This window comes from Pseudomonas sp. CC120222-01a (assembly GCF_003097235.1).
Taxonomy (GTDB): domain Bacteria; phylum Pseudomonadota; class Gammaproteobacteria; order Pseudomonadales; family Pseudomonadaceae; genus Aquipseudomonas.
In genome coordinates this window covers 12,397-36,586 of sequence record NZ_QEQQ01000016.1, presented here as the reverse complement: position 1 = coordinate 36,586, position 24,190 = coordinate 12,397, and the positions used below count along the sequence as shown (strand labels likewise).

The window sequence follows — 24,190 nt, the reverse complement described above, 5'->3', positions numbered from 1 at the left end:
GTTCGCCTTGTATCAGGCAAATCGGTAGAAATCGGTGATGCAACGATAGTTCAGCTGTATTTCACATTTTTTTTACAACTGAAAGCTTTGCACACTGTCCGACTTATGCCACAGCACTGGCAGGATTTTTCTCAAGGACTGCGGTTCGGCGCTGCTCCAGAATGCCGCCTCGCGGGCCGGCCCATCAGCCAGCAGATCGCGTGCGGCCAGCAGGCGTTGCAGTTGGCGCGCCACGGCGGCACCGGTATCGATGATGGCCACCTCGGCAGGCACCATCTGCGCCAGCAGCGGACGCAGGAACGGGTAATGGGTACAGCCGAGAATGAGCGTATCGCAGCCGGCAGCCAGCAGCGGCTGCACATAACCCTGCAGCAACTGGCGCAACTGCGGGCTGCCGAGGTCACCGGTTTCGATCAGCTCGACCAGCCCTGGGCAGGGCTGGGTGACCACCTGCACGTCGTTGGCGAAGCGGTCGAGCAAGGCGGCGAACTTGGCACTCTGCAAGGTGCCGGTGGTGGCCAGCACGCCGACCACGCCCGAGCGGGTGGCGGCAGCGGCAGGCTTGACCGCCGGCTCCATGCCGACCAAGGGCCAGTCGGGGTACAACTCGCGCAGGTCGGCAACCGCCGCCACGGTCGCGGTGTTGCAGGCCAGGACCATCGCTTTGGCACCTTGTGCCTGGAAGAACTCGGCGATGCGTCGGCAACGCTGGCGGATGTAGTCCGGGGACTTCTCGCCGTAAGGCACGTGACCGCAATCGGCCACGTAAAGGAGTGATTCGTCGGGCAGCAGGCGCTGGATCTCGGCGAGTACCGACAGACCGCCGACCCCCGAGTCCATCACGCCGATCGGCGCCGAGCGCTCAGCCATCACGCTTGCCGCACACGGCGCAGGCCGGGTCACGCTTGACCCGCAGTTCACGCAGTCGCGTGCCAAGGGCATCGATCAGCAGCAGGCGGCCTATCAGTGGCTCGCCAAAGCCGGCCAGCAGCTTCATCGCCTCCAGCGCCTGCAGGCTACCCACCAGGCCCACCAGCGGGCCGATCACGCCGGCTTCGCTGCAGGTCAGCTCGTCTTCGCTGCCGTGGCCGTACAGGCAGTGGTAGCAAGGGCTGGTATCACGGCGCGGGTCGAACACCGACAACTGGCCCTCCAGGCGGATCGCTGCGCCACTGACCAGCGGTTTACCCGCCGCGAAGCAGGCCGCATTGACCGCCTCGCGGGTACCAAAGTTGTCGGAGCAGTCCAGCACAAGGTCGACTGCTGCCACTGCCGCGGCCAGCGAGTCTTCGTCCAGTGCCTGGCGGTGGGCGACCAAGGTGATCTCGGGGTTGATCGCCTGAAGCCGCTGCAGCGCCGAATCCACCTTGCTCATCCCGACGCTGTCGCTGTCATGCATGACTTGGCGCTGCAGGTTGGTCAGGTCGACAGTGTCGAAGTCGGCCAGGTGCAGCTCCCCCACGCCTGCGGCCGCCAGGTACAGCGCCACCGGCGAGCCGAGGCCTCCGAGGCCGACGATCAATGCCTTGCTGTGCTTGAGCCGCAGCTGGCCATCGATGTCTACCTGGGCCAGCAGGATCTGCCGGCTGTAACGCAACAGTTCCTGATCGCTCAGCATGGCAGGCGCCCCAGTGAAATACGCTCGTGGCCGCCCAGGTCCTTGCGGCTGGCCACCTCGGTGAAGCCTTGCGCGCTCAGCAGGGCACGCACGTCTGCCGCCTGGTCGTAACCGTGTTCGAGCAGCAGCCAGCCACCCGGCAGCAGGTGCTCTGGCGCCTGGGCGACGATCACCCGCAGGTCATCGAGGCCATCGCTACCGGCCACCAGCGCACTGCTGGGCTCGAAACGCACGTCGCCTTCGACCAGGTGCGGGTCTTCGGCGCGGATGTATGGCGGGTTGCTGAGGATCAGGTCGAAACGCTGCCCGGCCAGGCTGCCGAACCAGTGGCTGGCCAGCACCTGGACATTGCCCAGGCCCAGGCGCTGGCGATTGCGCTCGGCCAGGGCCACGGCTTCCTCGACGCGGTCCACGGCCGTCACCTGCCAGGCCGGGCAATCGCTGGCCAAGGCCAGGGCAATGGCACCGGTGCCGGTGCCCAGGTCGAGGACCTTGGCGGGCGATGCGGGCTGCAGCTCCAGGGCCGTTTCGACCAGCAGCTCGGTATCCGGGCGCGGGATCAGTGTATGTGGCGCCACTTCCAGATCGATCTTCCAGAAGCCCTGCTGCCCGAGGATGTAGGCCACCGGCTCGCCGGCACGGCGGCGCTGCAGGTAGCTGGCGTAGGTCTCGGCATCTTCGCTGCTGACGATGCGCTCGGGCCAGGTGTGCAGGAAGCTGCGCGACTTGCCGATGGCGGCAGCCAGCAGCAGTTCGGCGTCCAGGCGCTCGCTGGGCGAGTCCGGCAGCTGCGCGTTGCGCAGGAGGCTGGCAATGATGGTCATCAGTCCCCCAGGGCAGCCAGTTGGTCGGCCTGGTATTCGGCCAACAATGGTTCGATCACGGCCTCCACGCCACCGGCAAGGATGTCGTCAAGGGAGTACAGGGTCAGGTTGATGCGGTGATCGGTCACCCGCCCCTGTGGATAATTGTAGGTACGGATGCGTTCGGAGCGGTCACCGGAGCCGACCAGCAGCTTGCGCTCGCTGGCGATGGCGTTCTGCGCGGCGCTGGTCTGCATGTCGTTGAGCTTGGCCGACAGCCAGGACATGGCGCGGGCGCGGTTCTTGTGCTGCGAACGCTCTTCCTGGCACTCGACCACGATGCCGGTGGGCAAGTGGGTGATGCGGATTGCCGAGTCGGTCTTGTTCACGTGCTGACCACCGGCACCCGAGGCGCGGTAGGTGTCGACGCGCAGGTCGGCCGGGTTGATCTCGATGGCCGCTTGCTCGTCGGGCTCGGGCAGCACGGCCACGGTGCAGGCCGAGGTATGGATACGGCCCTGGGATTCGGTTTCCGGCACACGCTGAACACGGTGCGCGCCGGACTCGAACTTGAGCTTGCCGTACACGTTGTCGCCTTCGACACGGGCAATGATCTCTTTGTAGCCGCCGTGCTCGCCTTCGTTCTCGGACAGGATCTCCAGGCGCCAGCCGCGCTTCTCGGCATAGCGCGAATACATGCGGAACAGGTCGCCGGAGAAGATCGCCGCCTCGTCACCACCAGTGCCAGCGCGGATCTCGAGGAACACGTTGCGGCCATCGTTGGGGTCCTTGGGCAGCAGCATGCGCTGCAGGTTGGACTCCAGTTCGACCAGCTGTTCCTTGGCTTCGCGTACTTCTTCGACGGCCATCTCGCGCAGGTCGGGGTCGGCGTCCTTGAGCAGCGCCTGGGCGCCTTCGAGGTCGTCCTGCACCTTGCGCCACTCTTTATAGGCGGCGTAAACCGGCTCGACTTCGGCGTATTCGCGGGAATAGGCGCGGAAGCGGGTCTGGTCGGATATGACTTCGGCGTCACCAAGCAGCGCGGTGAGTTCCTCGAAGCGGTCCTGGAGAATCTCCAGTTTGTTCAGCAGCGACGCTTTCATTGCGGGGATTTGTCCGTCGAGCCCTCGTTGAGGGCAAAGAGTTCCTGGGCCATGGCCAGCGCATCGAGGCGGCCCTCGGCCGAGAGCTTTTTCAGCTGCACGCTAGGGGCATGCAGGAGTTTGTTGGTCAGGCCCCGGGCCAGTTGCGCCAGTACATCCTCGGGGTTGCCGCCATTGGCCAGCAGGCGCTGGGCCTTTTGCAGTTCTTCGTCACGCAGGCGCTCGCTTTGCTGGCGGTAGGCACGCAGCACATCGACGGCGGCCAGTTCGCGCAGGCGCAGCATGAAGTCTTCGGCGCCCACCGAAACCAGCTCCTCGGCGGCCTGGGCCGCGCCCTGGCGGCTCTTGAGGTTTTCCGCGACCACTTCGTGCAGGTCATCGACGGTGTACAGGTAGACGTCGTCGAGTTCGCCCACTTGCGGCTCGATGTCGCGCGGCACGGCGATATCGACCATGAAGATCGGCTTGTGCCGACGCTGTTTCAGCGCGCTTTCCACCGCGCCCTTGCCGAGGATCGGCAGCTGGCTGGCGGTGGAGCTGATGACGATGTCGCTGTTGGCCAGCTCCTGCGGGATGTCAGCCAGCAGCACGGCATGGGCCCCGAACTGCTCGGCGAGAATGCTCGCCCGCTCCAGGGTGCGGTTGGCCACGACGATGCGGCGCACGCCTTGTTCATGCAGATGGCGGGCGACCAGGGTGATGGTTTCGCCGGCGCCGATCAGCAGGGCCTGGCTGCGGCCCAGGTCGCTGAAGATCTGCTTGGCCAGGCTGACCGCGGCGAAGGCCACGGAAACCGGGTTTTCACCGATCGCGGTGTCGGTACGCACCTGCTTGGCAGCGCTGAAGGTCGCCTGGAAAAGGCGCCCGAGCAACGGGCCGATGGTGCCGGCCTCACGTGCCACCGCGTAGGCGGACTTCATCTGGCCGAGGATCTGCGGTTCGCCGAGCACCAGCGAGTCGAGCCCGGAGGCCACCCGCATCATGTGCTTCACCGCATCGTGTTCTTCATGGACGTAGGCGCTGGCGCGCAGCTCATCCAGGCTCAGCCGGTGATAGGCGGCCAGCCATTGCAGAACGGCGTCGGCGGACAGGTGGTCCTGCTCTATATAAAGCTCGCTACGGTTGCAGGTCGACAGGATCGCCGCCTCACGGCTGGCGGTCAGTCGGCAGAGCTGCTGCAGGGCGTCTACCAGCTGCTCTGGGGTAAACGCCACGCGCTCGCGTACGTCTACCGAGGCAGTCTTATGGTTGATACCAAGTGCAAGAAAGGCCATGCAAGGTCGCTGGTTGTGACGAGAAGCCGATAATTGTCCTCTTTCGCAGGTTTTAGAACAACCACCGTTCGCTATTGTCGTGATAGGCCTGGCCGACCCAGCCCTGGGCAGCCCCCCGTCCACGGCCCGCCCAGCAAAACACCGCCGCCAAGGCAAGCGAAAAACCTGTGGGAGCGGGCATGCCCGCGAAGTGGCCAGAGCAGGAGAAGCGAATCCCCCAATCGCCTCCCCTCGTGACACTCTCCGCCCCGAGCGCTCACAAGTCACAAGGTAATATTTCCTACAAATAGCACCTGTCAATGAAACTTCTCGACACATCTAAGGCAAAGTTATCCACACTCTTGTAGTCCATTTCCCAAATAGATGTCCCTCTATTGCCTTCCCCGATATCGGTGCCTAGCCTGCCAATCACTGACCGGGCCATGTTCCCCGTCAGTCATTCATACCCTGAAAATAATTGCCAAGGAGAGGTAGGCATGGCATTTGACGCATACATACAAATCAACGAAATCGCGGGCGAAGCTCTGGATGAAAAATACAACAAATGGATTGAAGTCACTGGCTACGACTTTGGCGTAAGCCAAAGCACCTCGGCTACTGCCAGCTCGGCCGGTGGTGCCACTTCTGGCCGCACCGCCGTCAGCAACTTCAGATTCACCAAACTCCTCGACAGCGCCAGCTGCAAATTGATGGAAGCCAGTTGTGCCGGGCAACATCTCAAGGAAGTGAAACTCGCGCTGTGCCGCGCGGGCGGCGACAAACTCAAGTACTACGAAGTCATTCTCGAAGAAGTGATCATTGCCGATTACACCCAAAGTGCTGCCGACGGTGTACCCATCGAGGTAGTGCAGCTCGATTACGGCCGAATCAAGACCACCTACACCCAGCAGAAACGCATCGACGGCTCCGGCGGCGGCAACATCGCAGGCGGATGGGATCGCATCGGCAACAAAAAGTACGCATAAGGAAAATGCCATGACCGAAGCCCGCGCGTTCATCAATCCCAAAATGCAGAACTACCACACTCTCAAGGCCGGCCTTGCGCTCAGTGGGCACTCGGCCAGCAAGTTCGACGTTCTCAATGCACACATCTACAACAATGTGGTCAGGAGCGGCGAGCTGGTCATTGTCGGTGATTGGTCTACTCCTTCGTGTACCAGCCAGGAGGCGTATCTGATGGCGAAGGCTGTCATGACGCATATGGGACTGATGCGCAGCGGGCAAGGTGCCGATGAGTTTTTCCTTGATAATTTCGAGTTGTTGAAGAGTCTGCTTGCCCATGCCTCCATGGGCGCAGGCGTGGTCAGTGATGGCTGGAGCAGGCACCTGAAGGCTATTCAGGCCACATTGCTGGAAATTGAAAAGCTGTATCAGGAGCACATGAGTTCAGGGACGTTCAAGGCTCGCGATCAGTTTTATGCCAGACGTGCGGCGCTGTTCGCCAAGCTGGATGAGCAGTTGAGCAAAATGGCAGCGTTCGGCGCCAGCTTGCGAAACAAGGGGGCGATTAAAAAGACCCTTGGCATTTCCACGAAAAGCTATTTGAACGCCGGTGAGATCGCAGGGTATGCCGACAAGGTCGCAGGAGTCGGCAAAGCTGCCAACCTGATCAAGAAAGGCGTCTATATAGGCATTGCCCTCGAGGTCGCAAGCACAAGCCTATCAATCAAAAAAGCATGCACAGAAGGGAGAGAGGGAGAATGCAAAAGAGCTACCGTTGTTGAGAGTGGTTCACTTGCCGGAAGCTTGGGAGGAGGCCTAATTGGCGCATACGGTGGAAAATTGATTGGCATGGCAGCCTGCAGCGTGGTCCTGGGAATAGCATCGGGTGGGCCTGGAGCGATTGCTTGCGGCGTAGGGGGCGGAGCCTTGGGAGGAATGATCGGCGGAGAGCTGGGAAGTGACGGAGGAGCATATCTGGGCGAAATTCTGTATGAGCGAGTAATAAAGTGACCACAACCCAACTTGCTTTGGGAGCGGCCTACGCCATCCTATTTACCGCGATTTTCATCTCACTACCTATAACTTTCTATTTATCACATCGCGACACCGACCATATTGAATCCCTGTTACCAAACTGCAAAATCATCAGCGACAACAGAAAGCTATATTCTAAATTTGGCCTGACGGGAAAAATCATTCGATTTGGGGCACTATCTCTCATGTTAGTTTTCCCAGATGCGTATGCGCGCAGGGGTCTGATAAACCTTGATGAAGTTGATCAGCTACCCACCCGAATGAAAAAACGACTATGCAGACTTGTCATCTTCAACCTGGCATTATTTTTAGCATTACTGCTGCTTCACGCATGCCAGCATTTCATTTGAATCTCGCTCTGTCGCGCCGACAGTGACAAACTCAAGCAGTAACATGTAATGCTCAACTAGGCGAGCATTACCCCCAACAACCGAATCAGCGGAGCGATCTACACCACCGAACCTCTCACCTACCCCGCTGTCCGACCTAGCACCACCAAGCTGTAAACCACGACCTTCGCAGGCATGGCATTTGACGCATATATACAAATTGACGAAATCCCAGGTGAAGCCCTGGATGAAAAATACAATAAATGGATTGAAGTCACCGGCTACGATTTTGGTGTCAGCCAAAGTACTTCAGCCATTTCAAGTTCCGCCGGAGGCGCCACCTCGGGCCGCACCGCCGTCAGCAACTTCAGATTCACCAAGTTCCTCGACAGTTCCAGCTGCAAATTGATGGAAGCCAGCTGTGCAGGCCTGCATCTCAAGGAAGTGAAACTCGCACTGTGTGGCGCGGGCGGCGACAAGCTCAAGTATTACGAGATCATTCTCGAAGAAGTGATCATTGCCGATTACACACAGAGCGCTGCCGATGGCGTACCGATCGAGGTAGTGCAACTCGATTACGGCCGGATCAAGACTACCTAAATCCAGCAAAAACGCATCGACGGCTCCGGCGGCGGCAACGTCGCTGGCGGGTGGGACCGCATCGGCAACAAGACGCACGCATAAGGAAAATGCCATGACCGAAGCCCGCGCGTTCATCAATCCCAAAATGCAGAACTACCACACTCTCAAGGCCGGCCTTGCGCTCAGTGGGCACTCGGCCAGCAAGTTCGACGTTCTCAATGCACACATCTACAACAATGTGGTCAGGAGCGGAGAACTGGTCATTGTCGGTGATTGGTCTACTCCTTCGTGTACCAGCCAGGAGGCGTATCTGATGGCGAAGGCTGCCAAGACGCATATGGGACTGATGCGCAGCGGGCAAGGTGCCGATGAGTTTTTTCTGGATAACTTCGAATTGCTCAAAAGTCTGCTCACCCATGCCGCCTCGGGCGCAGGCGTAGTCAGCGATGGCTGGAGCAGGCACCTGAAGGCCATTCAGGACACGTTGCTGGAAATTGAAAAGCTGTATCAGGGGCATATGAGTTCAGGGACGCTCAAAGCTCGCGATCAGTTCTATGCCAGGCGTGCGGAGCTGTTCGCCAGGCTGGATGAGCAGTTGAGCAAAATGGCAGCGTTTGGTGCCAGCTTGCGAAACAAGGGGTCGATCAAGAGAACGCTTGGCCTTTCTACGAAAAGTTATTTGCATTCAGGGGAGATTGCGGGATATGCGGATAAGGTTGCCGGGGTGGCCAAAGCTGCCAACCTAGTAAAGAAAGGGACTTACATAGGCATTGCACTAGAAGTTGCAGCGACCGGCCTAGAAGTTCAAAGAGCATGCACATTGGGACGCGAGGACGCCTGCAGAAAAGCAAGTTATATTGAAAGTGCTTCCTTGGCCGGTAGCCTGGGCGGCTCGACCGGCGGAGCTGCGCTAGGTGGCTTCGCACTTGCTAAATTATGTCTTGCTGTTGGCGTACCAACAGACGGGCTTGGAGCGCTTTCTTGCGGTGTGATTGGAGGTGCAGCAGGAGGGATGCTAGGTGGCGAGCTCGGAAAAGCTCTGGGGAAACTGACAGGCGAGTTCCTGTATGAGACGCTGGACAAATGATAAACCTACTATTGGCAATAGCAGGCCTATTCACAATAACTTCACTGCTGATCAATACTTTCGCACTGACGTACATCGCACATAAAAAAATTGAAAAAATTGAATCGCTTTTAAATAACTGTAATTTCGTCAAAGGCAACATTGAAATTTATTCACATGCAGGCTTAGTCGGAAAAACAATACGACTCTGCATGATCGCCGACATGCTATCAACTCCAAATTTCTACATCCGTCGAGAGCTGGCAAGCCCCAGCGAAATCAAAAACTTCCCACGCAAAACAAGGCGAATACTGTTATTTTTTTGGTACTATCTTATTACATCAACCCTCTCACTGATAATATTCGGCAGCATTGCAAAATACCTCGACTCAAAGTAGAGAAGTACTGCTCCCTCACCAGCTCATCTGAGCTTCCATATCGCATATAGCACGTCCTTCGCGCGCCCAGCGAACAGTGGCGACACCCAGGAAATGAAGGGTACCGAACCTCTCACCTACCCCGCGGTCCGACCTAGCACCACCATGCTGTAAACCACGACCTTCGCAGGTGGGTTTGCCCCCGCGCTTGTGTCATCATGCTCCGACCGCCGGTTAGTCTTTTTAAGCCTCTCTATGAACAGACCCTACGCACTGCTGCTTGCCTTCGCCCTGCTCCAGGGCTGCCAGAGCCTGGCCCCGCACAAGGCCGAGCCTCCCGCCGCCGAGGCCGAGGCGAAAAAGCCCGTGGTGTATGGGTCGTTCACGCAAGACACGCTTTATAGCCTCCTGGTGGCGGAACTGGCCGGGCAGCGCAACCGCTTCGACATCGCCCTGGCCAACTACGCCGACCAGGCCGAGAAGACCCAGGACCCGGGCGTCTCCGAGCGCGCCTACCGGATTGCCGAATACCTCGGCGCCGACGAGCCAGCCCTGGACAGCGCGCTGATCTGGGCCAAGAACGACCCGGAGAACCTCGACGCCCAACGTGCCGCCGCCATCCAGCTGGCCCGCGCCGGTCGCTACGACGACTCCATGACCTATATGGAGAAGGTGCTGCAAGGCCAGGGCGACACTCACTTCGACTTCCTCGCCCTGTCCGCCGCCGAAACCGACCAGAGCACCCGCGACGGCCTGATGCAAAGCTTCGACCGCCTGCTGGTCAAATACCCGGAAAACAGCCAGCTGGTGTTCGGCAAGGCGCTGTTGCTGAACCAGGACGGCAAGGCCCAGGAGGCTCTCGACCTGCTCGAAGCGCACCCGGCGCAGAATGGCGAAATCGCCCCGATCCTGCTGCGCGCCCGCCTGCTCCAGGCGCTGGACCGCGGCCCGGAAGCGCTGCCGCTGTTGCGCGGGGCGATCCGGGATAATCCGGAAGACAAGCGCCTGCGCCTGACCTACGCGCGCACCCTGGTCGAACAGGACCGCATGGCCGACGCCAAGGCCGAATTCCTCAGCCTGGTCCAGCAGTACCCGGATGACGACGAATCGCGTTACTCCCTGGCCCTGGTGTGCCTGGAGATGAAGGACTGGGACGAAGCCGAGGTCTACCTGCGCGAGCTGATCGAGCGCGACAGCAACGTCGACGCCGCCCACCTCAACCTGGGCCGCATCGCCGAAGAACGCCATGACCCGGCCGGCGCCCTGCGCGAATATGCCCTGGTCGGCAACGGCCCGGACTACCTGCCGGCGCAACTGCGCCAGGCCGACATCCTCATCGCCAATGGCCGCGGCACCGAGGCTTCGCGCCTGCTCGCCGAGGCCCGCGAGACGCAGCCGGACTACGCCGTGCAGCTGTACCTGATCGAATCGGAAAGCTACAGCAACAACAACAAGGACGCCCAGGCCGACCAGGTGCTGCAGCAAGCCCTCAACCGCTACCCGGACGACCTCAACCTGCTTTATACCCGCGCCATGCTCGCCGAGAAGCGCGATGACCTGCCGCTGATGGAAAAAGACCTGCGCGCCATCATCGCCCGCGAGCCGGACAACGCCATGGCGCTGAACGCCCTCGGCTACACCCTAGCCGACCGCACCACCCGCTACGACGAAGCCAAGGCGCTGATCGACAAGGCCCACCAGCTGACCCCGGACGACCCGGCGGTGCTCGACAGCATGGGCTGGATCAACTACCGCCTGGGCCACCTCGACGAGGCTGAAACCTACCTGCGCCAGGCCTTTGCCCGCTTCCCCGACCACGAAGTGGCCGCCCACCTGGGTGAAGTCCTGTGGGCCAACGGCAAGCGCCGCGAAGCCCGCCAGGTCTGGGCCAAGGGCTTCGAAGCCCAGGCCGACAGCCCCATCCTGCGCAAGACCATCCTGCGCCTGACCGGATCCGAGACCCTTTAACGCCATGTTTTTGCGCCATTGCATCACCTTCACCTTGATCGCCCTGCTGGCCGGCTGTGCCGGCTTCGGGAGCCGCGAGGCCCTGCAGGGCCACGGCGACCCGCAGCAGTGGCGTGCCCATAAAGAGCAGTTGAGCAGCCTCGATGGCTGGCAGATCAACGGCAAGGTCGGCATCCGCGCCCCGCGCGACTCCGGCAGTGGCACGTTGTTCTGGCTGCAACGCCAGGATTACTACGACATCCGCCTGGCCGGCCCGCTCGGCCGTGGCGCGGCTCGCCTGACTGGCCGCCCCGGCGGCGTGGTGCTGGAAGTGGCCAACCAGGGCCGCTATGAAGCCGCCAGCCCCGAAGCCCTGCTGGAAGAACAGCTTGGCTGGCAGCTGCCGGTCTCGCACCTGGTCTGGTGGGTACGCGGCCTGCCCGCCCCCGACAGCAAGAGCAAGCTGACCCTGGACGGCGACAGCCGCCTGGCCAGCCTCGATCAGGATGGCTGGCAGGTGCAGTACCTGAGCTACACCGAACAGAACGGTTACTGGCTACCCGAGCGCATGAAGCTGCATGGCAAAGACCTCGACGTGACCCTGGTGGTCAAGGACTGGCAGCCACGCCAGCTGGGGCACTGATCGCATGCACACGCTTACCCTGCCCGCCCCGGCCAAGCTCAACCTGTGGCTGCACATCATCGGTCGCCGTCCCGACGGCTACCACGAGCTGGAAACCGTTTTCCAGTTTCTCGACCATGGCGACGAGCTGAGCTTCGCCGTACGCGAAGATGGCGTGATCCGCCTGCACACCGAAATCGAAGCCGTGCCCCACGACAGCAACCTGATCGTGCGCGCCGCACGCAAATTGCAGGAACAGTCCGGCACCCGGCTGGGCGCCGATATCTGGCTGACCAAGGTGCTGCCCATGGGCGGCGGCATCGGCGGTGGCAGCTCGGATGCGGCAACCACGCTGCTGGCGCTGGCACACCTGTGGCAGCTGGACTGGGACGAAGACCGCCTGGCCGCATTGGGGCTGAGCCTGGGCGCCGACGTGCCGGTGTTCGTCCGCGGCCACGCCGCCTTTGCCCAGGGCGTGGGCGAACAACTGACCCCGGTCGACCCCGAAGAGCCCTGGTATGTCGTGCTGGTGCCGCAAGTGTCTGTCAGCACAGTAGAAATTTTTTCACATCCGCAGTTGACACGTGATTCACTCCCCCTTAAGATGCGCCCCGTTCCCGAGGGAAACAGTCGAAATGACTGCCAACCGGTGGTAGAGCAGAATTACCCAGAAGTTCGCAACGCGTTGAATTCATTGGGTAAATTCACAGAGGCTCGACTAACCGGCACTGGAAGTTGTGTGTTTGGGGCCTTCCCAAGCAAAGCCGAAGCTGATAAAGTTCTGGCCCTTCTTTCAGCGACCCAAACAGGGTTTGTGGCGAAAGGAAGCAATGTTTCGATGTTGCATCGCAAGCTGCAAAGTCTGGTCAAGAAGTCGAGCGCATAAGCGTTCGCAAGCAACAGATACAGGGGCGTCGCCAAGCGGTAAGGCAGCAGGTTTTGATCCTGCCATGCGTTGGTTCGAATCCAGCCGCCCCTGCCATTTTCCTTATACTCATCCAGGTATACCCTCAGCCTTCAGGTACTGCGCGTGTCCAAGATGATGGTCTTTACGGGGAACGCTAACCCCGATCTGGCTCGGCGTGTCGTACGTCAGCTGCATATCCCTCTCGGTGACGTCTCTGTCGGTAAATTCTCCGACGGTGAGATCAGCACTGAGATCAATGAAAATGTTCGCGGTAAAGACGTTTTCATTATCCAGCCGACCTGTGCCCCGACCAACGATAACCTGATGGAACTGGTAGTGATGGCCGACGCCTTCCGCCGCTCCTCAGCATCCCGAATCACCGCCGTGATTCCTTACTTCGGATATGCCCGCCAGGACCGCCGTCCGCGTTCGGCACGTGTAGCCATCAGCGCCAAAGTCGTCGCTGACATGCTCACTGTCGTGGGTATCGACCGTGTTCTCACCGTCGACCTGCACGCTGACCAGATCCAAGGCTTCTTCGATATCCCAGTCGACAACATCTACGGCTCGCCCGTACTGGTCGATGACATCGAAGACCAGCGTTTCGAGAACCTGATGATCGTTTCCCCGGACATCGGTGGCGTTGTGCGCGCACGCGCCGTTGCCAAGTCCCTGGGCGTCGATCTCGGTATCATCGACAAACGCCGCGAAAAGGCTAACCACTCCGAGGTTATGCACATCATCGGCGACGTCGAAGGGCGCACCTGCATCCTGGTAGACGACATGGTCGACACCGCCGGCACCCTGTGCCACGCGGCCAAAGCCCTGAAAGAACACGGCGCTGCCAAGGTTTACGCCTACTGCACGCACCCTGTCCTGTCGGGCCGCGCGATCGAGAACATCGAGAAGTCGGTACTGGATGAGCTGGTGGTGACCAACACCGTTCCGCTGTCCGCCGCTGCTCAAGCCTGTGACCGTATCCGCCAGCTGGATATCGCACCGGTTGTGGCTGAAGCGGTACGCCGCATCAGCAATGAAGAATCGATCAGCGCGATGTTCCGCTAAGCGGGACTCGTGTTGATGTGAAGCGCCCCGCCCCAGCATTTGTTGGGGCGGGGCTTTTTTGCCATCCCCGTCTGGCGCTGGTCGCAAACGCCTTTGGGGAGGCTATTTTGGAGAAGCAAAATGACTGATTTCATCCTGAACGCCCAAGCGCGTACTGACCTGGGGAAAGGTGCGAGCCGCCGCCTGCGTCACTCCGCCAGCATCCCAGCCGTTGTATACGGTGGCGATAAAGAAGCCCAATCCCTGACCATCGTGGCCAAGGAAATCGCCAAACTGTTCGAAAACGAAGCTGCCTTCAGCCACGTTATCGAACTGAACGTCGACGGCGCCAAGCAGAACGTCGTGGTCAAGGCCATGCAGCGTCACCCAGCCAAAGGCTTCATCATGCACGCCGACTTCGTTCGCGTCGTTGCTGGCCAGAAGCTGACCGCCAAGGTTCCAGTTCACTTCGTTGGTGAAGAAGCTCCGGTCAAGAAAGGCGGCGAAATCTCGCACGTTGTTTCCGAGATCGAAGTTTCCTGCGAAGCCAAAGACCTGCCTGAGTTCATCGAAGTGGACCTGAGCAACGCTGAAATCGGCGCCATCATCCACCTGTCGGACCTGAAAGCTCCGAAAGGCGTAGAGTTCGTAGCTCTGGCCCACGGTGATGACAAAGCTGTTGCCAACGTTCACGCTCCACGCGTTGCTCCAGAAGCAGAAGGCGCTGCCGAGTAATCCACTCGCGCGCCGGTGTTGATCGGGTTACAGTGCGCCCCGCGCCCTGTAACCCACCAACTCCAAGGAAGAGCCCCTGACGTGACCGCCATCCAGTTGATCGTTGGCCTGGGTAACCCCGGCCCCGAATACGAACAGACCCGGCATAACGCAGGGGCTCTTTTCGTTGAACGCATTGCCAGTGCCCAGCGTGTATCGCTGACCGCTGACAAGAAATATTTCGGCCTGACGGCTAAGTTCAGCCATCAGGGCAACGACGTTCGTTTGTTGATCCCCACCACCTACATGAACCGTAGCGGCCAGGCCGTGGCGGCATTGGCCAATTTCTTCCGCATCAAGCCGGAAGCGATCCTGGTGGCACACGACGAACTCGACCTGCCTCCGGGCGTTGCCAAGCTCAAGCGCGGCGGCGGCCATGGGGGGCACAACGGCCTGCGCGACATCATCGCGCAGCTCGGCAACCAGAACGACTTCCACCGCCTGCGGCTTGGCATTGGCCACCCGGGCGACGCCAAACTGGTCTCCAACTTCGTCCTGGGCCGCGCGCCGCGCGCCGAGCAGGAGAAGCTCGACGCCAGCATCGATTTTGCCCTCGGCGTGCTGCCGGACGTGCTGGCTGGCGACTTCGCCAAGGCCATGCGCGAGCTGCACAGCCAGAAGGCCTGATTTCCTAGAGAGGGGAATACCCATGGGTTTCAATTGCGGCATCGTCGGCCTGCCCAACGTCGGCAAGTCCACCCTGTTCAACGCCCTGACCAAGTCTGGCATCGCGGCGGAGAACTTCCCTTTCTGCACCATCGAGCCGAACAGCGGCATCGTGCCGATGCCCGATGCGCGCCTGGCGGCGCTGGCGGAAATCGTCAAGCCTAACCGCATCCTGCCGACCACCATGGAATTCGTCGACATCGCCGGCCTGGTGGCCGGTGCATCGAAAGGTGAAGGCCTGGGCAACAAATTCCTCGCCAACATCCGCGAGACCGACGCCATCGCCCACGTGGTGCGCTGCTTCGAAGACGAAAACGTGATCCACGTTTCCAACAGCGTCGACCCCAAGCGCGACATCGAGATCATCGACCTCGAACTGATCTTCGCCGACCTCGACAGCTGCGAGAAGCAACTTCAGAAGGTTGCCCGCAACGCCAAGGGCGGCGACAAGGACGCCCTGGCACAGAAGGCGATCCTGGAAAAGCTGATCCCGCACTTCACCGAAGGCAAGCCTGCGCGCAGCCTGATGAAGAACATGGCTGACGACGAGAAGGCTGTCATCCGTGGCTTCCACCTGCTGACCAGCAAGCCGGTGATGTACATCGCCAACGTTGCCGAAGACGGCTTCGAAGACAACCCGCACCTGGACGTGGTCAAGGCCATCGCCGAGGAAGAAGGCGCGGTCGTGGTACCGGTGTGCAACAAGATCGAAGCGGAAATCGCCGAGCTGGAAGACGGTGAAGAGAAAGACATGTTCCTCGAGGCCCTGGGCCTGGAAGAGCCTGGCCTGAACCGCGTAATCCGCGCCGGTTACGAGCTGCTCAACCTGCAGACCTACTTCACTGCCGGCGTGCAGGAAGTCCGCGCCTGGACCGTACGCGTCGGCGCCACCGCCCCGCAGGCCGCTGGCGTGATCCACACCGACTTCGAAAAAGGCTTCATCCGCGCCGAAGTGGTGGCCTATGACGACTTCATCCAGTTCAAGGGTGAAGGCGGTGCCAAGGAAGCCGGCAAATGGCGCCTGGAAGGCAAGGATTACATCGTCAAAGACGGCGATGTGATGCACTTCCGCTTCAACGTCTAAGCGGAAGTCTGCAGTACTGACAAACCCCTTGAGGCCTATGGCTTCAAGGGGTTTTGTTTTGTGGGGCACATATGCCTTTGCGTAGCGCCTAGAAATTGTCTTACGCGTTGGGAATTGCCGGGGCTGCTTTGCAGCCCTTTCGCGACACAAGGCCGCTCCTACAGGTACAGCGAAATCTGGAAATTTGCGCTGCACCTGTAGGAGCGGCCTTGTGTCGCGAAAGGGCCGCAGAGCGGCCCCAACTTTCTGCATCTAAGCTGAGTCTCTGAAGGGCCTGCGCCCTCCCCCCAAGAGCCTCGACCATGCACAAAACGCCTCCCCGTTCGGGCTTCGACTGGCAACGCTGGCTCCCCGGCCTGGCCACCCTGCTGCACTACCAGCACGCCTGGCTGCCCAAGGACATCGCCGCCGGCCTGGTGCTGACCACCATGCTGGTGCCGGTCGGCATCGCCTACGCCGAAGCGTCCGGGGTACCGGGCATCTACGGCCTCTACGCCACCATCATCCCGCTGCTGGCCTATGCCCTGTTCGGCCCCAGCCGCATCCTGGTGCTCGGCCCCGACTCGGCGCTGGCCGCGCCGATCCTGGCGGTGGTAGTACAGTACGCCGCCAGCGATCCGCAGCGCGCCATCGCCATCGCCAGCTTGATGGCCTTGGTGGCCGGTGCCTTCTGCGTAATTGCCGGGCTGCTGCGCCTGGGCTTCATCACCGAGCTGCTGTCCAAGCCGATCCGCTACGGCTACATGAACGGCATCGCTCTTACCGTGCTGATCAGCCAGCTGCCCAAACTGTTCGGCATCAAAGTCGACAGCCAAGGGCCCTTGCGCGACCTCTGGCACCTTGGCCAGGCGCTGTTCGCCGGTCAGGGACACTGGCCAAGCTTCATCGTCGGAGCCGGCAGCCTGGTGCTGATCCTGCTGCTCAAACCCTTCAAGCGCATCCCGGGCATCCTCATCGCCGTGGTGCTGGCAACCCTGGCCGTAAGCCTGTTCAACCTTGACCAGATGGGCGTCAAGGTGCTCGGCCAATTGCCCCAGGGTCTGCCCAGCTTCGTCTTCCCATGGGTAAGCGACATCGACCTGGTCGAAGTGATACTGGGCGGGATTGCCGTGGCGCTGGTGTCGTTCGCCGACACCAGTGTGCTGTCGCGTTCCTATGCCGCGCGACTGAAGACCCCGGTCAACCCGAACCAGGAGATGTTCGGCCTCGGCGTGGCCAATCTGGCCTCCGGCCTGTTCCAGGGCATCCCGATCAGCAGCAGTTCGTCGCGCACACCGGTGGCCGAGGCGGCCGGCTCGAAAACTCAGCTCACCGGCATCATCGGCGCGCTGGCAGTAACCCTGTTGCTATTGGTCGCGCCCAACCTGATGCAGCACCTGCCCAACAGCGCATTGGCTGCGGTGGTGATCGCCGCAGCGTTAGGGCTGTTCGAATTCGCCGATCTAAAACGCATCTTCCGCATGCAGCAGTGGGAGTTCTGGCTGTCGTTCACCTGCTTCGTCGGTGTCGCGGTGTTCGGCGCCATTCCGGGGATCTGCATTGCCGTGGCGATATCGGTGATCGAATTCCTGTGGGACGGCTGGCGGCCGCACTACGCGGTGCTCGGGCGCGTCGACGGCACCCGTGGCTACCATGACGTGAAACGTTATCCACAGGCACGGCGGATTCCGGGGCTGGTGCTGCTGCGCTGGGATGCGCCGCTGTTCTTCGCCAACGCCGAGCAGTTCCAGGGCACGGTGCTGGCGGCTGTGGATGAATCACCGACCCCGGTGCAGCGGCTGGTGATTGCGGCGGAACCGGTGACCAGCATCGATATCACGTCGGCAGACATGCTCGCCGAGCTGGACCGGGCGCTGGAGGCTCGGGGGGTGGAGCTGCAGTTTGCCGAGATGAAAGACCCGGTCAAGGACAAGATGAAGCGCTTCGGGTTGTTCGAGCACATGGGTGAGCGGGCGTTTCACCCTACGGTCGGGGCGGCAGTGGATGCCTACCTGGCAGATACCGGGATTGACTGGAAGCCTTGAATTGCCTGTGCCCGCGAAGAGGCCAGTTCAGGAGGGCTAGGCAGCCCGCACCCGGCGCCGGTCGATCCAGATCAACATGGCGCTGGCATACACTGACACGGCCACGAACAGCGCCATGCGCACCGCAAACGCCTTGTACACATCCTGCCCGCCGGCACTGTCCTGCACCGACTGCCCAAGCAGGATCAGCATGGTCGTCAGGCAGCTCACCCAATACGCCGGGCTCTGCCGGGTCTCTACCGCACGGTAGAGCCTGCGCGCCTGCCAGAGGACGAACAGCAGCACCCACAGGAAGAACATCCACAGGTGCACGAAAAGGCTCAACGCGCCCCACACCAGCATTGCCAACACCCCGGCCAGCAAGGTCGAGCCGATCAACTCGCGACTGGCATGCCGCGCCCGCGTCTCCCCTGCCTGCTGCCCCAGGCTCACCGCCTTCATGATCAGCGGCATGAACTGGTCCGGGGCGATCAGCGCCAGCAGGAAGGCCGGCATGACGATAAGCGTGGCGCGCAGGGCAACCCAGCTGACATCCGCGCTGTCGAGCAAGGGCGGCGAAGGCTGCACAGGCGCACCAGCCGGTTCAGGAAACAGCACATGGGCCAGCGCCGTGCCCAGCACCGCCAATAGCATGCCCTTGGCCAACGCCTCGACGACCGACAGCGCCAGGCTGAAATCGCTGGTACCGGCCGCCGCGATCATTGTCAGGCCGATCACCAGCAGGTTGGCCAGCAGGCCATTGCCGCCCTTGAGCGCATAGCGCAAGACCAGAAACACCCCCACGCCAACCAGCAGCACCCCGCTCAGCGGAGCATGGCGCAGCAGCGGAATCAGCAGCAGGCCGCTGCCGCAGCTGAGCATCACCAGTATCGCCAGGGCCGGAGCCGCCTTGATCGGCAGCGCCTCACTGCGCATGGCCAGCAACAGCACTGCGAACACCGGCGCCAGGATCGGCACCGGCAAGCCCAGGCCGAAACTGGTCGCCAGGCACAGCGCCACGCCCCAGGCCAGGCGCAGCGCGCGCAGGCGGCGCAGCTCAATAGGCATACGACAGCCAGCTCATCAGCCACATGAAAACGCGGCCCAGCAGGTTCAGCGGGTTGCCCTCGCCGGGCAGTGCCATGACTTCGGCCTGGCCGCCCACACGCAAGCCAGACCTGTCTGTCAGCTGATCACGGTCGAGTTCGACGATCACCGGGAAGCGCTGTGCCGAACGCAACCAGTCACGGCTGTTCTGCACGGTCGGCAAGCTTCCCGGGGGCGCAGGCTGGCCGACGCTCACGCCATAGCCGATGCTACGGATCTGCCCTTTCAGCACCGTGCCGGGCATGGCATCGAGTACCACCAGCACCGGCGCGCCAGGGCGCAGGCGGCCGAGGTTGTTCTCGGTCATGTCGGCACTTATCCACACGTCATGGATGGCGATCAGGGTCATCATCGGGCTGCCGGCGCCCACGTAGTGGCCCACGTCGGTGCGCAGGTCGGTAATCAGGCCGTTGGTGTCGGCGCGGACCACGGTGCGCGCCAGGTCCAGGCGGGCTTTTTCCACATTGGCCGCGGCGCTGCGCAGTTGCGCGTTGTCGGCATCGGCCCCGCCCTGCTGCTCACGGGCCCGCTGCACCTCGGCGCGGGCGGCGACCACCTGGCTGACGGCCTGGTCGCGGGTGGCCTGGGCGCCTTCCAGGCGGCGCACCGATACCGTTCCCGGGTCCTCGTCGATCAAGCGCTTGAGCCGTTCGGCATCCTGGCGCGCCTTGCGCTCGTTGGCCTGGGCCGCCACCAGCGCGGCCTGGGCCGAGTCGATGCCGGCGGTGCTGGCGCCGATCTGCCGGCGCACGGTATCCAGGTCGGCTTCGGCGCGGGCCAGGGCGATGCGGTACTGCTCCTGGTCCAGTTCGAACAGCACATCGCCCTGGCGCACTTCCTGGTTGTTACCCACCGCCACGCGCTTGATCTGCCCGGCCACTTCGGCGGCCACCGGCACCACGTAGGCCTGCAGCCGGGCTTGTTGGGTGTAGGGCGTGAAGCGGTCGGCCAGCAGGTACCAGACCAGGCTGACGACGATCAGGATCAGCACCCAACGCATGCCGCGATCGGGGGCTGGCGGGGCGTGCGCGGCGTCACTCATTTCGGCTCACCTTGTTTGGGGTCGGCGGGGGCCGGCTCGTCGAGCAGGCCGCCCCAATCGGTACGGTTTTCCATCTGCTGGCGAGTGGCCGGGTCGATCGGTTTGCGGCGGTTGTCCCAGCCGCCACCCAGCGCCTTGTACAAGCTCACCAGGCTGCTCACCGCATTGCCACGGCTGACCAGGTAGCCATCCTGCTGCTGCAACAGCAGCTGCTGGGCGTCGAGCACACGCTGGAAGTCGGCAAAGCCTTCCTGGTACTGCGAACTGGCCAGGGTCAGCGAACGCTGGGCGGCCTGGGAGGCATCCTGGCGAATGCTGGCACTCTGCAGCGAGCGCACCAGGCCACTGGCGGCATCGTCGGCTTCGTGTGCAGCTTCGCGCACGCTCTGGTGATACAGCTCGATCAATTGCTGCAGGCGGGCATCCTCGACCCGCACGGCGTTCTTGCGCCGGCCGTAGTCGAACGGGTTCCAGATCAGGCTCGGCCCCGCCGCCAGGTCGAAGGTGTTGGGCAGGTGGCTGGCCGACAAGAAGGTCCAGCCAATACTGCCCAGCAGGCTCAGCTGTGGATAAAGGTCTGCTTCGGCCACGCCCACCAGCGCCGATTGCGCCGCCACCGCCTGTTCGGCGGCGCGGATGTCCGGGCGCCGTTGCAGCAGGCTGGCCGGCACGTCCTGCAACACTGCGCGGTCCGGCAACGGCAACTGCCCGTGGCGCGCCTCCAGTTCGGGCAACGGGCCCGGTGGCCTGCCAAGCAGCGAGCAGAGCACGTTGCGCAAGGCATTGAGCTGGTTTTCGAACTCGGGGATGGTGGCCTGGGTAGCCAGGTACTGGGTACGCGCCTGCTGCCAGTCGAGCTCGTCGTTCTCCCCGTGGCGGAACAGCCGCTCGGTGATCTGCAGGCTGCGTTCCTGGCGCTTGGCGTTTTCTTGCGCAATATCCAGCCGCGCCTCGGCGGTACGCAGGGCGAAGTAGGTATCAGCCACCTGCGCACGCAGCAGCAACATGGCATCGGCGTAGTTGGCCTGGGAGGCGAAGTAGACCGCATCGGCGCTCTCGATGGCGCGGCTGAAGCGGCCCCAGAAGTCGATTTCCCAGCCGATATCGAAGCCCACGCTGGACTGCCAGAACACCGAATCACGGGCGGTGGAAGTACCGGACTGGTCTTGCTTCAGGTACAGGCTCTGCGCGCGCAACTGCTGCAGCTGTGGATAACGTCCGGTCTGGACGATGGCCAGCTGCGCCCGCGCCTCGGCAATGCGTAGGCCGGCCACACGCAGGTTGGTATTGTTGGCGTCGGCTTCGGCGATCAGGCCTTCGAGCGTCGGGTCGGCGAACACAAGCCACCACTGGCGCAGGTCCGGTACTGGCGCAGAGCGCCCGGCCTGCGCCAGCATGGCCGTATTCCAGCTGTCGAGCCACGGGTCCTGGAGCTTCTCGAAGTCCGGGCCGACCTGGGTACAGCCAGCCAGGACCATGAGCAATCCCAGGCCATAGCAGCGTTTGGGCATGGTTCAGTCCGCAGGCGGGGTCGGTTGCTCCGGCACCTGCAGCGCCACCCATTGCCAGAACAGCACATAGGTCACGCCGAGGATCACCGGGCCGATGAACAGGCCGATGATGCCTTTGACCACCATGCCGCCCAGGGCACCAATCAGCACCACCGGCATCGGTACATCCACCCCGCGCCCCAGCAGCATCGGCTTGAGCACGTTGTCGGCAAGCCCGGCTACGAAGGTATAGACGGCAAAGGTGATGGTCGCGGCGGTGAAACCCTCGACGTTGAACACATAGATGATCACCGGCACCGTAACCAGCGTCGCGGGTGCCTGGGCGATCCCCAGCATGAGGATGACGATGGCCAGCATGCCGGCACCTGGCACACCCTTGACCACGAAACCGACGCCAATCAGCAGCATCTGGATGAAGGCGATGCCGATCACGCCCTGGGCCACGGCACGAATGGTCGCAGTGCACAGCTGGGCCAGCGGCTTGCCGCGTTCCTCGCCGGACACCCGCATGGCGATTCGCTGCGAGGCGACTTCACCGCGCTCGCCAAAGGCCATGATCACGCCCGAAATGATGATCGCGCCGACAAACAGCAGAAACGCACCTCCGGCACTGGCCGCAGCGCCCAGCACCGTCAGCCCCGCGCCCTTGAGCTGCGGCATCCACTGGTTGAGCACGCTGGCCATGTTTTGCGATGCCGACAGCCACAATGCATGCAGCTTGGGCCCGATCAGCGGCCAGGTCGCCACCGATTCGGGCGGTGCCGGTACGCTCCAGCTACCGCTCTTGAGCAGCGTCACCAGGCTGTCCACCGATTCGCCAATGGACATCACCACCAGGTAGATCGGGACCAGTAGCACGATCAGCACCAGCAGCACCACCAACGCTGCCACGTAGCCATCCTTGATGCCGGTGCCGCGCCTGATCCGCAAGTACAACGGATACAGCGTCACCGCCAGAATCACCGACCACAGCATCAGTTCCAGGAACGGCTGGAAAACCTGGAAGGAGAACATCACCAGGGCGGCCACCAGGCCCGCCTTGATCAGCACGTCGAGCAAGCCCCGCGACAGGGCGCTGTCCAGCTTCAAACTCGGCTGCATGTTTCACCTCCGAACGTCAGGCGCGCCGGCAAGGCGCTATTCAGTGGCCCGTTTCGGCTACCGGGCGGTCGTTGTCACGCAACTGCCGCGCCAGGGCCATCATCACCAGGGGCACCACCGCCATCGACAGGGTGATGGCGAGCACCAGCAAGTCATGAACCTGTTGCGTCAACACCTGGTTCTCCAGCGCCAGCTTGAACACCACGAAAGCAAACTCCCCCCCGGACGCCAGCACGATCGCCAGGCACAAGGCCTCGGCGCGCTCAAGCCCGCCTGCCCTGCGCCCAAGCACGAGCAACAGAGGCATCTTGATCACCACCAGCAGCAACGTCAGCCCCAGCACGATCAGGGGCATGCCGAACAACAACTGCAAGTCGGCACTCATGCCGACGCCGACGAAGAACAGCCCGAGGAGCAGGCCCTTGAGCGGTTCGATCTGGGTTTCCAGCTCATGCCGAAAAGGCGAGTCGGCCATCAGCACACCAGCCAGGAAGGCGCCCAGCGCCATGGATACACCGACATGCTCCATCACCCAGGCAGTGCCCAGCACTACCAACAAGGCAGTCGCCGTGGACAATTCAGGCAAACCTGAGCCGACCGTCCATTTGAATACCGGGGTCAACAGATAGCGGCCAAAAATGATCACCACACCAATGCCCGCCGCCACCGCCAGCAGTGGCCAGTTGCCTTCGTCGGCGCTACTGACATCGCCACCGAGCAGCGGCACCACAGCAATCAAGGGAATCGCAGCGATGTCCTGGAACAGCAGGATTGCCACGGCCAGGCGGCCGTGTGGCTTGCCCAGGTCCTTGCGTTCGGCCAGCACTTGCAGGCTGAACGCCGTCGAAGACAGCGCCAGCCCCAAGCCGAGCACGATCGCCGCCGGCTTCGATTGGCCAAACAGGAAGTACGCCAGCAGGCCGAGCACCACGGCCGTCAAACCTACTTGCAGCGAGCCGATGCCGAACAACGCCTTGCGCATGGTCCACAGCCGCCGTGGCGACAGCTCCAGGCCAATGACGAACAACAGCATTACCACGCCCATCTCCGACAGGCGAGCGACGTTATCGGGGTTACCCAGCAGGCCAAGCACCGACGGCCCGATCAGGATGCCAGCCAGCAGATAGCCGGGCACTGCACCCATTTTCAAACGCTGCGCCAGCGGCACCAGAAGCACCACGGCCAGCAGGAACACTACCGTTGCCTGCAGCAGGCTGCCGTCATGAGGCATAAGTTCGCACCCTTGCTACGCA

General features: G+C 62.1%; 22 protein-coding genes, 1 tRNA gene and 1 pseudogene. 14 read left to right on the top strand and 10 right to left on the bottom strand.

Translation table 11 applies throughout. The annotated features are described in order from the left end of the window. Window positions 1-72: 72 nt before the first annotated feature. The 5 genes from murI to hemA are packed head-to-tail and all read right to left on the bottom strand — an operon-like array spanning window position 73 to window position 4,798. Complete coding sequence (gene murI / locus N430_RS19600) at window positions 73-870, bottom strand: glutamate racemase (RefSeq protein WP_110638414.1); 798 nt, start codon at window positions 868-870, stop codon at window positions 73-75. Beyond that, window positions 863-1,618: a molybdopterin-synthase adenylyltransferase MoeB gene (locus tag N430_RS19595; protein WP_110638413.1), complete on the bottom strand. Its 756-nt coding sequence runs from the start codon at window positions 1,616-1,618 to the stop codon at window positions 863-865. The genes murI and N430_RS19595 overlap by 8 nt, the downstream gene beginning before the upstream one ends. Then, on the bottom strand, window positions 1,612-2,442 hold the full coding sequence (prmC, locus tag N430_RS19590; RefSeq protein ID WP_110638412.1) for a peptide chain release factor N(5)-glutamine methyltransferase: 831 nt from the start codon (window positions 2,440-2,442) through the stop codon (window positions 1,612-1,614). The genes N430_RS19595 and prmC overlap by 7 nt, the downstream gene beginning before the upstream one ends. Next, the gene (gene prfA, locus N430_RS19585) at window positions 2,442-3,524 is read right to left on the bottom strand and encodes a peptide chain release factor 1 (RefSeq protein ID WP_027918306.1); all 1,083 of its coding nucleotides are present in this window, start codon (window positions 3,522-3,524) and stop codon (window positions 2,442-2,444) included. Before prfA ends, prmC begins: the two co-directional genes overlap by 1 nt. Then, window positions 3,521-4,798: a glutamyl-tRNA reductase gene (gene hemA, locus N430_RS19580; protein ID WP_110638411.1), complete on the bottom strand. Its 1,278-nt coding sequence runs from the start codon at window positions 4,796-4,798 to the stop codon at window positions 3,521-3,523. Before hemA ends, prfA begins: the two co-directional genes overlap by 4 nt. Window positions 4,799-5,274: 476 nt before the next feature. Here hemA and N430_RS19575 point away from each other — a divergent pair, with 476 nt between their 5' ends. The 14 genes and pseudogenes from N430_RS19575 to N430_RS19510 all read left to right on the top strand — a co-directional run bounded on the left by N430_RS19575 (window position 5,275) and on the right by N430_RS19510 (window position 18,197). Continuing rightward, window positions 5,275-5,763, top strand: a complete 489-nt coding sequence (locus tag N430_RS19575; protein WP_110638410.1) for a type VI secretion system tube protein Hcp — start codon at window positions 5,275-5,277, stop codon at window positions 5,761-5,763. 10 nt (window positions 5,764-5,773) lie between these two features. Beyond that, the gene (locus N430_RS19570) at window positions 5,774-6,751 is read left to right on the top strand and encodes a hypothetical protein (protein WP_110638409.1); all 978 of its coding nucleotides are present in this window, start codon (window positions 5,774-5,776) and stop codon (window positions 6,749-6,751) included. Further along, window positions 6,748-7,125, top strand: coding sequence for a hypothetical protein (locus tag N430_RS29320; protein WP_133248865.1), 378 nt, complete (start codon window positions 6,748-6,750; stop codon window positions 7,123-7,125). The genes N430_RS19570 and N430_RS29320 overlap by 4 nt, the downstream gene beginning before the upstream one ends. Before the next feature lie 174 nt (window positions 7,126-7,299). Next, window positions 7,300-7,788 (top strand): annotated as a pseudogene (locus N430_RS19565) (Hcp family type VI secretion system effector). A 10-nt stretch (window positions 7,789-7,798) separates the two neighbouring features. After that, window positions 7,799-8,773: a hypothetical protein gene (locus N430_RS19560; protein WP_110638408.1), complete on the top strand. Its 975-nt coding sequence runs from the start codon at window positions 7,799-7,801 to the stop codon at window positions 8,771-8,773. Window positions 8,774-9,384: 611 nt separating this feature from the next. Beyond that, complete coding sequence (locus N430_RS19550; RefSeq protein ID WP_110638406.1) at window positions 9,385-11,097, top strand: tetratricopeptide repeat protein; 1,713 nt, start codon at window positions 9,385-9,387, stop codon at window positions 11,095-11,097. Window positions 11,098-11,101: 4 nt separating this feature from the next. Next, complete coding sequence (lolB, locus tag N430_RS19545; protein ID WP_110638405.1) at window positions 11,102-11,719, top strand: lipoprotein insertase outer membrane protein LolB; 618 nt, start codon at window positions 11,102-11,104, stop codon at window positions 11,717-11,719. A 4-nt stretch (window positions 11,720-11,723) separates the two neighbouring features. Further along, window positions 11,724-12,584: a 4-(cytidine 5'-diphospho)-2-C-methyl-D-erythritol kinase gene (gene ispE / locus N430_RS19540; RefSeq protein ID WP_110638404.1), complete on the top strand. Its 861-nt coding sequence runs from the start codon at window positions 11,724-11,726 to the stop codon at window positions 12,582-12,584. Between the two features lie 21 nt (window positions 12,585-12,605). After that, window positions 12,606-12,680, top strand: a tRNA-Gln gene (locus tag N430_RS19535). 48 nt (window positions 12,681-12,728) lie between these two features. Then, a complete protein-coding gene (locus tag N430_RS19530; protein ID WP_003247410.1) occupies window positions 12,729-13,670 on the top strand; it encodes a ribose-phosphate pyrophosphokinase in 942 nt (313 codons plus the stop codon). 120 nt (window positions 13,671-13,790) lie between these two features. Next, window positions 13,791-14,384: a 50S ribosomal protein L25/general stress protein Ctc gene (locus N430_RS19525; RefSeq protein WP_110638403.1), complete on the top strand. Its 594-nt coding sequence runs from the start codon at window positions 13,791-13,793 to the stop codon at window positions 14,382-14,384. Window positions 14,385-14,465: 81 nt separating this feature from the next. Beyond that, window positions 14,466-15,050 carry an aminoacyl-tRNA hydrolase gene (gene pth, locus N430_RS19520; RefSeq protein WP_009686183.1) on the top strand — a complete coding sequence of 195 codons (585 nt, stop codon included), beginning with the start codon at window positions 14,466-14,468 and terminating at the stop codon, window positions 15,048-15,050. Window positions 15,051-15,072: 22 nt separating this feature from the next. Next, window positions 15,073-16,173, top strand: a complete 1,101-nt coding sequence (gene ychF, locus N430_RS19515; protein WP_110638402.1) for a redox-regulated ATPase YchF — start codon at window positions 15,073-15,075, stop codon at window positions 16,171-16,173. Window positions 16,174-16,475: 302 nt separating this feature from the next. After that, entirely contained in the window at window positions 16,476-18,197 is a 1,722-nt protein-coding gene (locus N430_RS19510) for a SulP family inorganic anion transporter (protein WP_110638401.1), read from the top strand. 36 nt (window positions 18,198-18,233) lie between these two features. Here N430_RS19510 and N430_RS19505 read toward each other — a convergent pair whose 3' ends face one another. From N430_RS19505 to N430_RS19485, 5 genes are read right to left on the bottom strand one after another with little or no spacing between them, the layout of a single operon-like run. Then, window positions 18,234-19,244, bottom strand: a complete 1,011-nt coding sequence (locus N430_RS19505) for a DUF2955 domain-containing protein (RefSeq protein ID WP_110638400.1) — start codon at window positions 19,242-19,244, stop codon at window positions 18,234-18,236. Beyond that, window positions 19,234-20,325 (bottom strand): HlyD family secretion protein, encoded by a 1,092-nt coding sequence (locus N430_RS19500; RefSeq protein WP_110638399.1) that lies wholly within the window; start codon window positions 20,323-20,325, stop codon window positions 19,234-19,236. Before N430_RS19500 ends, N430_RS19505 begins: the two co-directional genes overlap by 11 nt. Next, window positions 20,322-21,836, bottom strand: a complete 1,515-nt coding sequence (locus tag N430_RS19495; RefSeq protein ID WP_110638398.1) for an efflux transporter outer membrane subunit — start codon at window positions 21,834-21,836, stop codon at window positions 20,322-20,324. Before N430_RS19495 ends, N430_RS19500 begins: the two co-directional genes overlap by 4 nt. A gap of 3 nt (window positions 21,837-21,839) precedes the next feature. After that, window positions 21,840-22,937, bottom strand: a complete 1,098-nt coding sequence (locus N430_RS19490; RefSeq protein WP_110638397.1) for an AI-2E family transporter — start codon at window positions 22,935-22,937, stop codon at window positions 21,840-21,842. A 40-nt stretch (window positions 22,938-22,977) separates the two neighbouring features. Continuing rightward, on the bottom strand, window positions 22,978-24,168 hold the full coding sequence (locus N430_RS19485; RefSeq protein WP_110638396.1) for a monovalent cation:proton antiporter-2 (CPA2) family protein: 1,191 nt from the start codon (window positions 24,166-24,168) through the stop codon (window positions 22,978-22,980). Window positions 24,169-24,190 lie beyond the last annotated feature (22 nt).

Bases quoted from the DNA above. Each gene is read 5' to 3' on its own strand.
- murI (WP_110638414.1), bottom strand. From the start codon at position 870: ATGGCTGAGCGCTCGGCGCCGATCGGCGTGATGGACTCGGGGGTCGGC.
- N430_RS19595 (WP_110638413.1), bottom strand. From the start codon at position 1,618: ATGCTGAGCGATCAGGAACTGTTGCGTTACAGCCGGCAGATCCTGCTG.
- prmC (WP_110638412.1), bottom strand. From the start codon at position 2,442: ATGACCATCATTGCCAGCCTCCTGCGCAACGCGCAGCTGCCGGACTCG.
- prfA (WP_027918306.1), bottom strand. From the start codon at position 3,524: ATGAAAGCGTCGCTGCTGAACAAACTGGAGATTCTCCAGGACCGCTTC.
- hemA (WP_110638411.1), bottom strand. From the start codon at position 4,798: ATGGCCTTTCTTGCACTTGGTATCAACCATAAGACTGCCTCGGTAGAC.
- N430_RS19575 (WP_110638410.1), top strand. From the start codon at position 5,275: ATGGCATTTGACGCATACATACAAATCAACGAAATCGCGGGCGAAGCT.
- N430_RS19570 (WP_110638409.1), top strand. From the start codon at position 5,774: ATGACCGAAGCCCGCGCGTTCATCAATCCCAAAATGCAGAACTACCAC.
- N430_RS19560 (WP_110638408.1), top strand. From the start codon at position 7,799: ATGACCGAAGCCCGCGCGTTCATCAATCCCAAAATGCAGAACTACCAC.
- N430_RS19550 (WP_110638406.1), top strand. From the start codon at position 9,385: ATGAACAGACCCTACGCACTGCTGCTTGCCTTCGCCCTGCTCCAGGGC.
- lolB (WP_110638405.1), top strand. From the start codon at position 11,102: ATGTTTTTGCGCCATTGCATCACCTTCACCTTGATCGCCCTGCTGGCC.
- ispE (WP_110638404.1), top strand. From the start codon at position 11,724: ATGCACACGCTTACCCTGCCCGCCCCGGCCAAGCTCAACCTGTGGCTG.
- N430_RS19525 (WP_110638403.1), top strand. From the start codon at position 13,791: ATGACTGATTTCATCCTGAACGCCCAAGCGCGTACTGACCTGGGGAAA.
- ychF (WP_110638402.1), top strand. From the start codon at position 15,073: ATGGGTTTCAATTGCGGCATCGTCGGCCTGCCCAACGTCGGCAAGTCC.
- N430_RS19510 (WP_110638401.1), top strand. From the start codon at position 16,476: ATGCACAAAACGCCTCCCCGTTCGGGCTTCGACTGGCAACGCTGGCTC.
- N430_RS19505 (WP_110638400.1), bottom strand. From the start codon at position 19,244: ATGCCTATTGAGCTGCGCCGCCTGCGCGCGCTGCGCCTGGCCTGGGGC.
- N430_RS19500 (WP_110638399.1), bottom strand. From the start codon at position 20,325: ATGAGTGACGCCGCGCACGCCCCGCCAGCCCCCGATCGCGGCATGCGT.
- N430_RS19495 (WP_110638398.1), bottom strand. From the start codon at position 21,836: ATGCCCAAACGCTGCTATGGCCTGGGATTGCTCATGGTCCTGGCTGGC.
- N430_RS19490 (WP_110638397.1), bottom strand. From the start codon at position 22,937: ATGCAGCCGAGTTTGAAGCTGGACAGCGCCCTGTCGCGGGGCTTGCTC.
- N430_RS19485 (WP_110638396.1), bottom strand. From the start codon at position 24,168: ATGCCTCATGACGGCAGCCTGCTGCAGGCAACGGTAGTGTTCCTGCTG.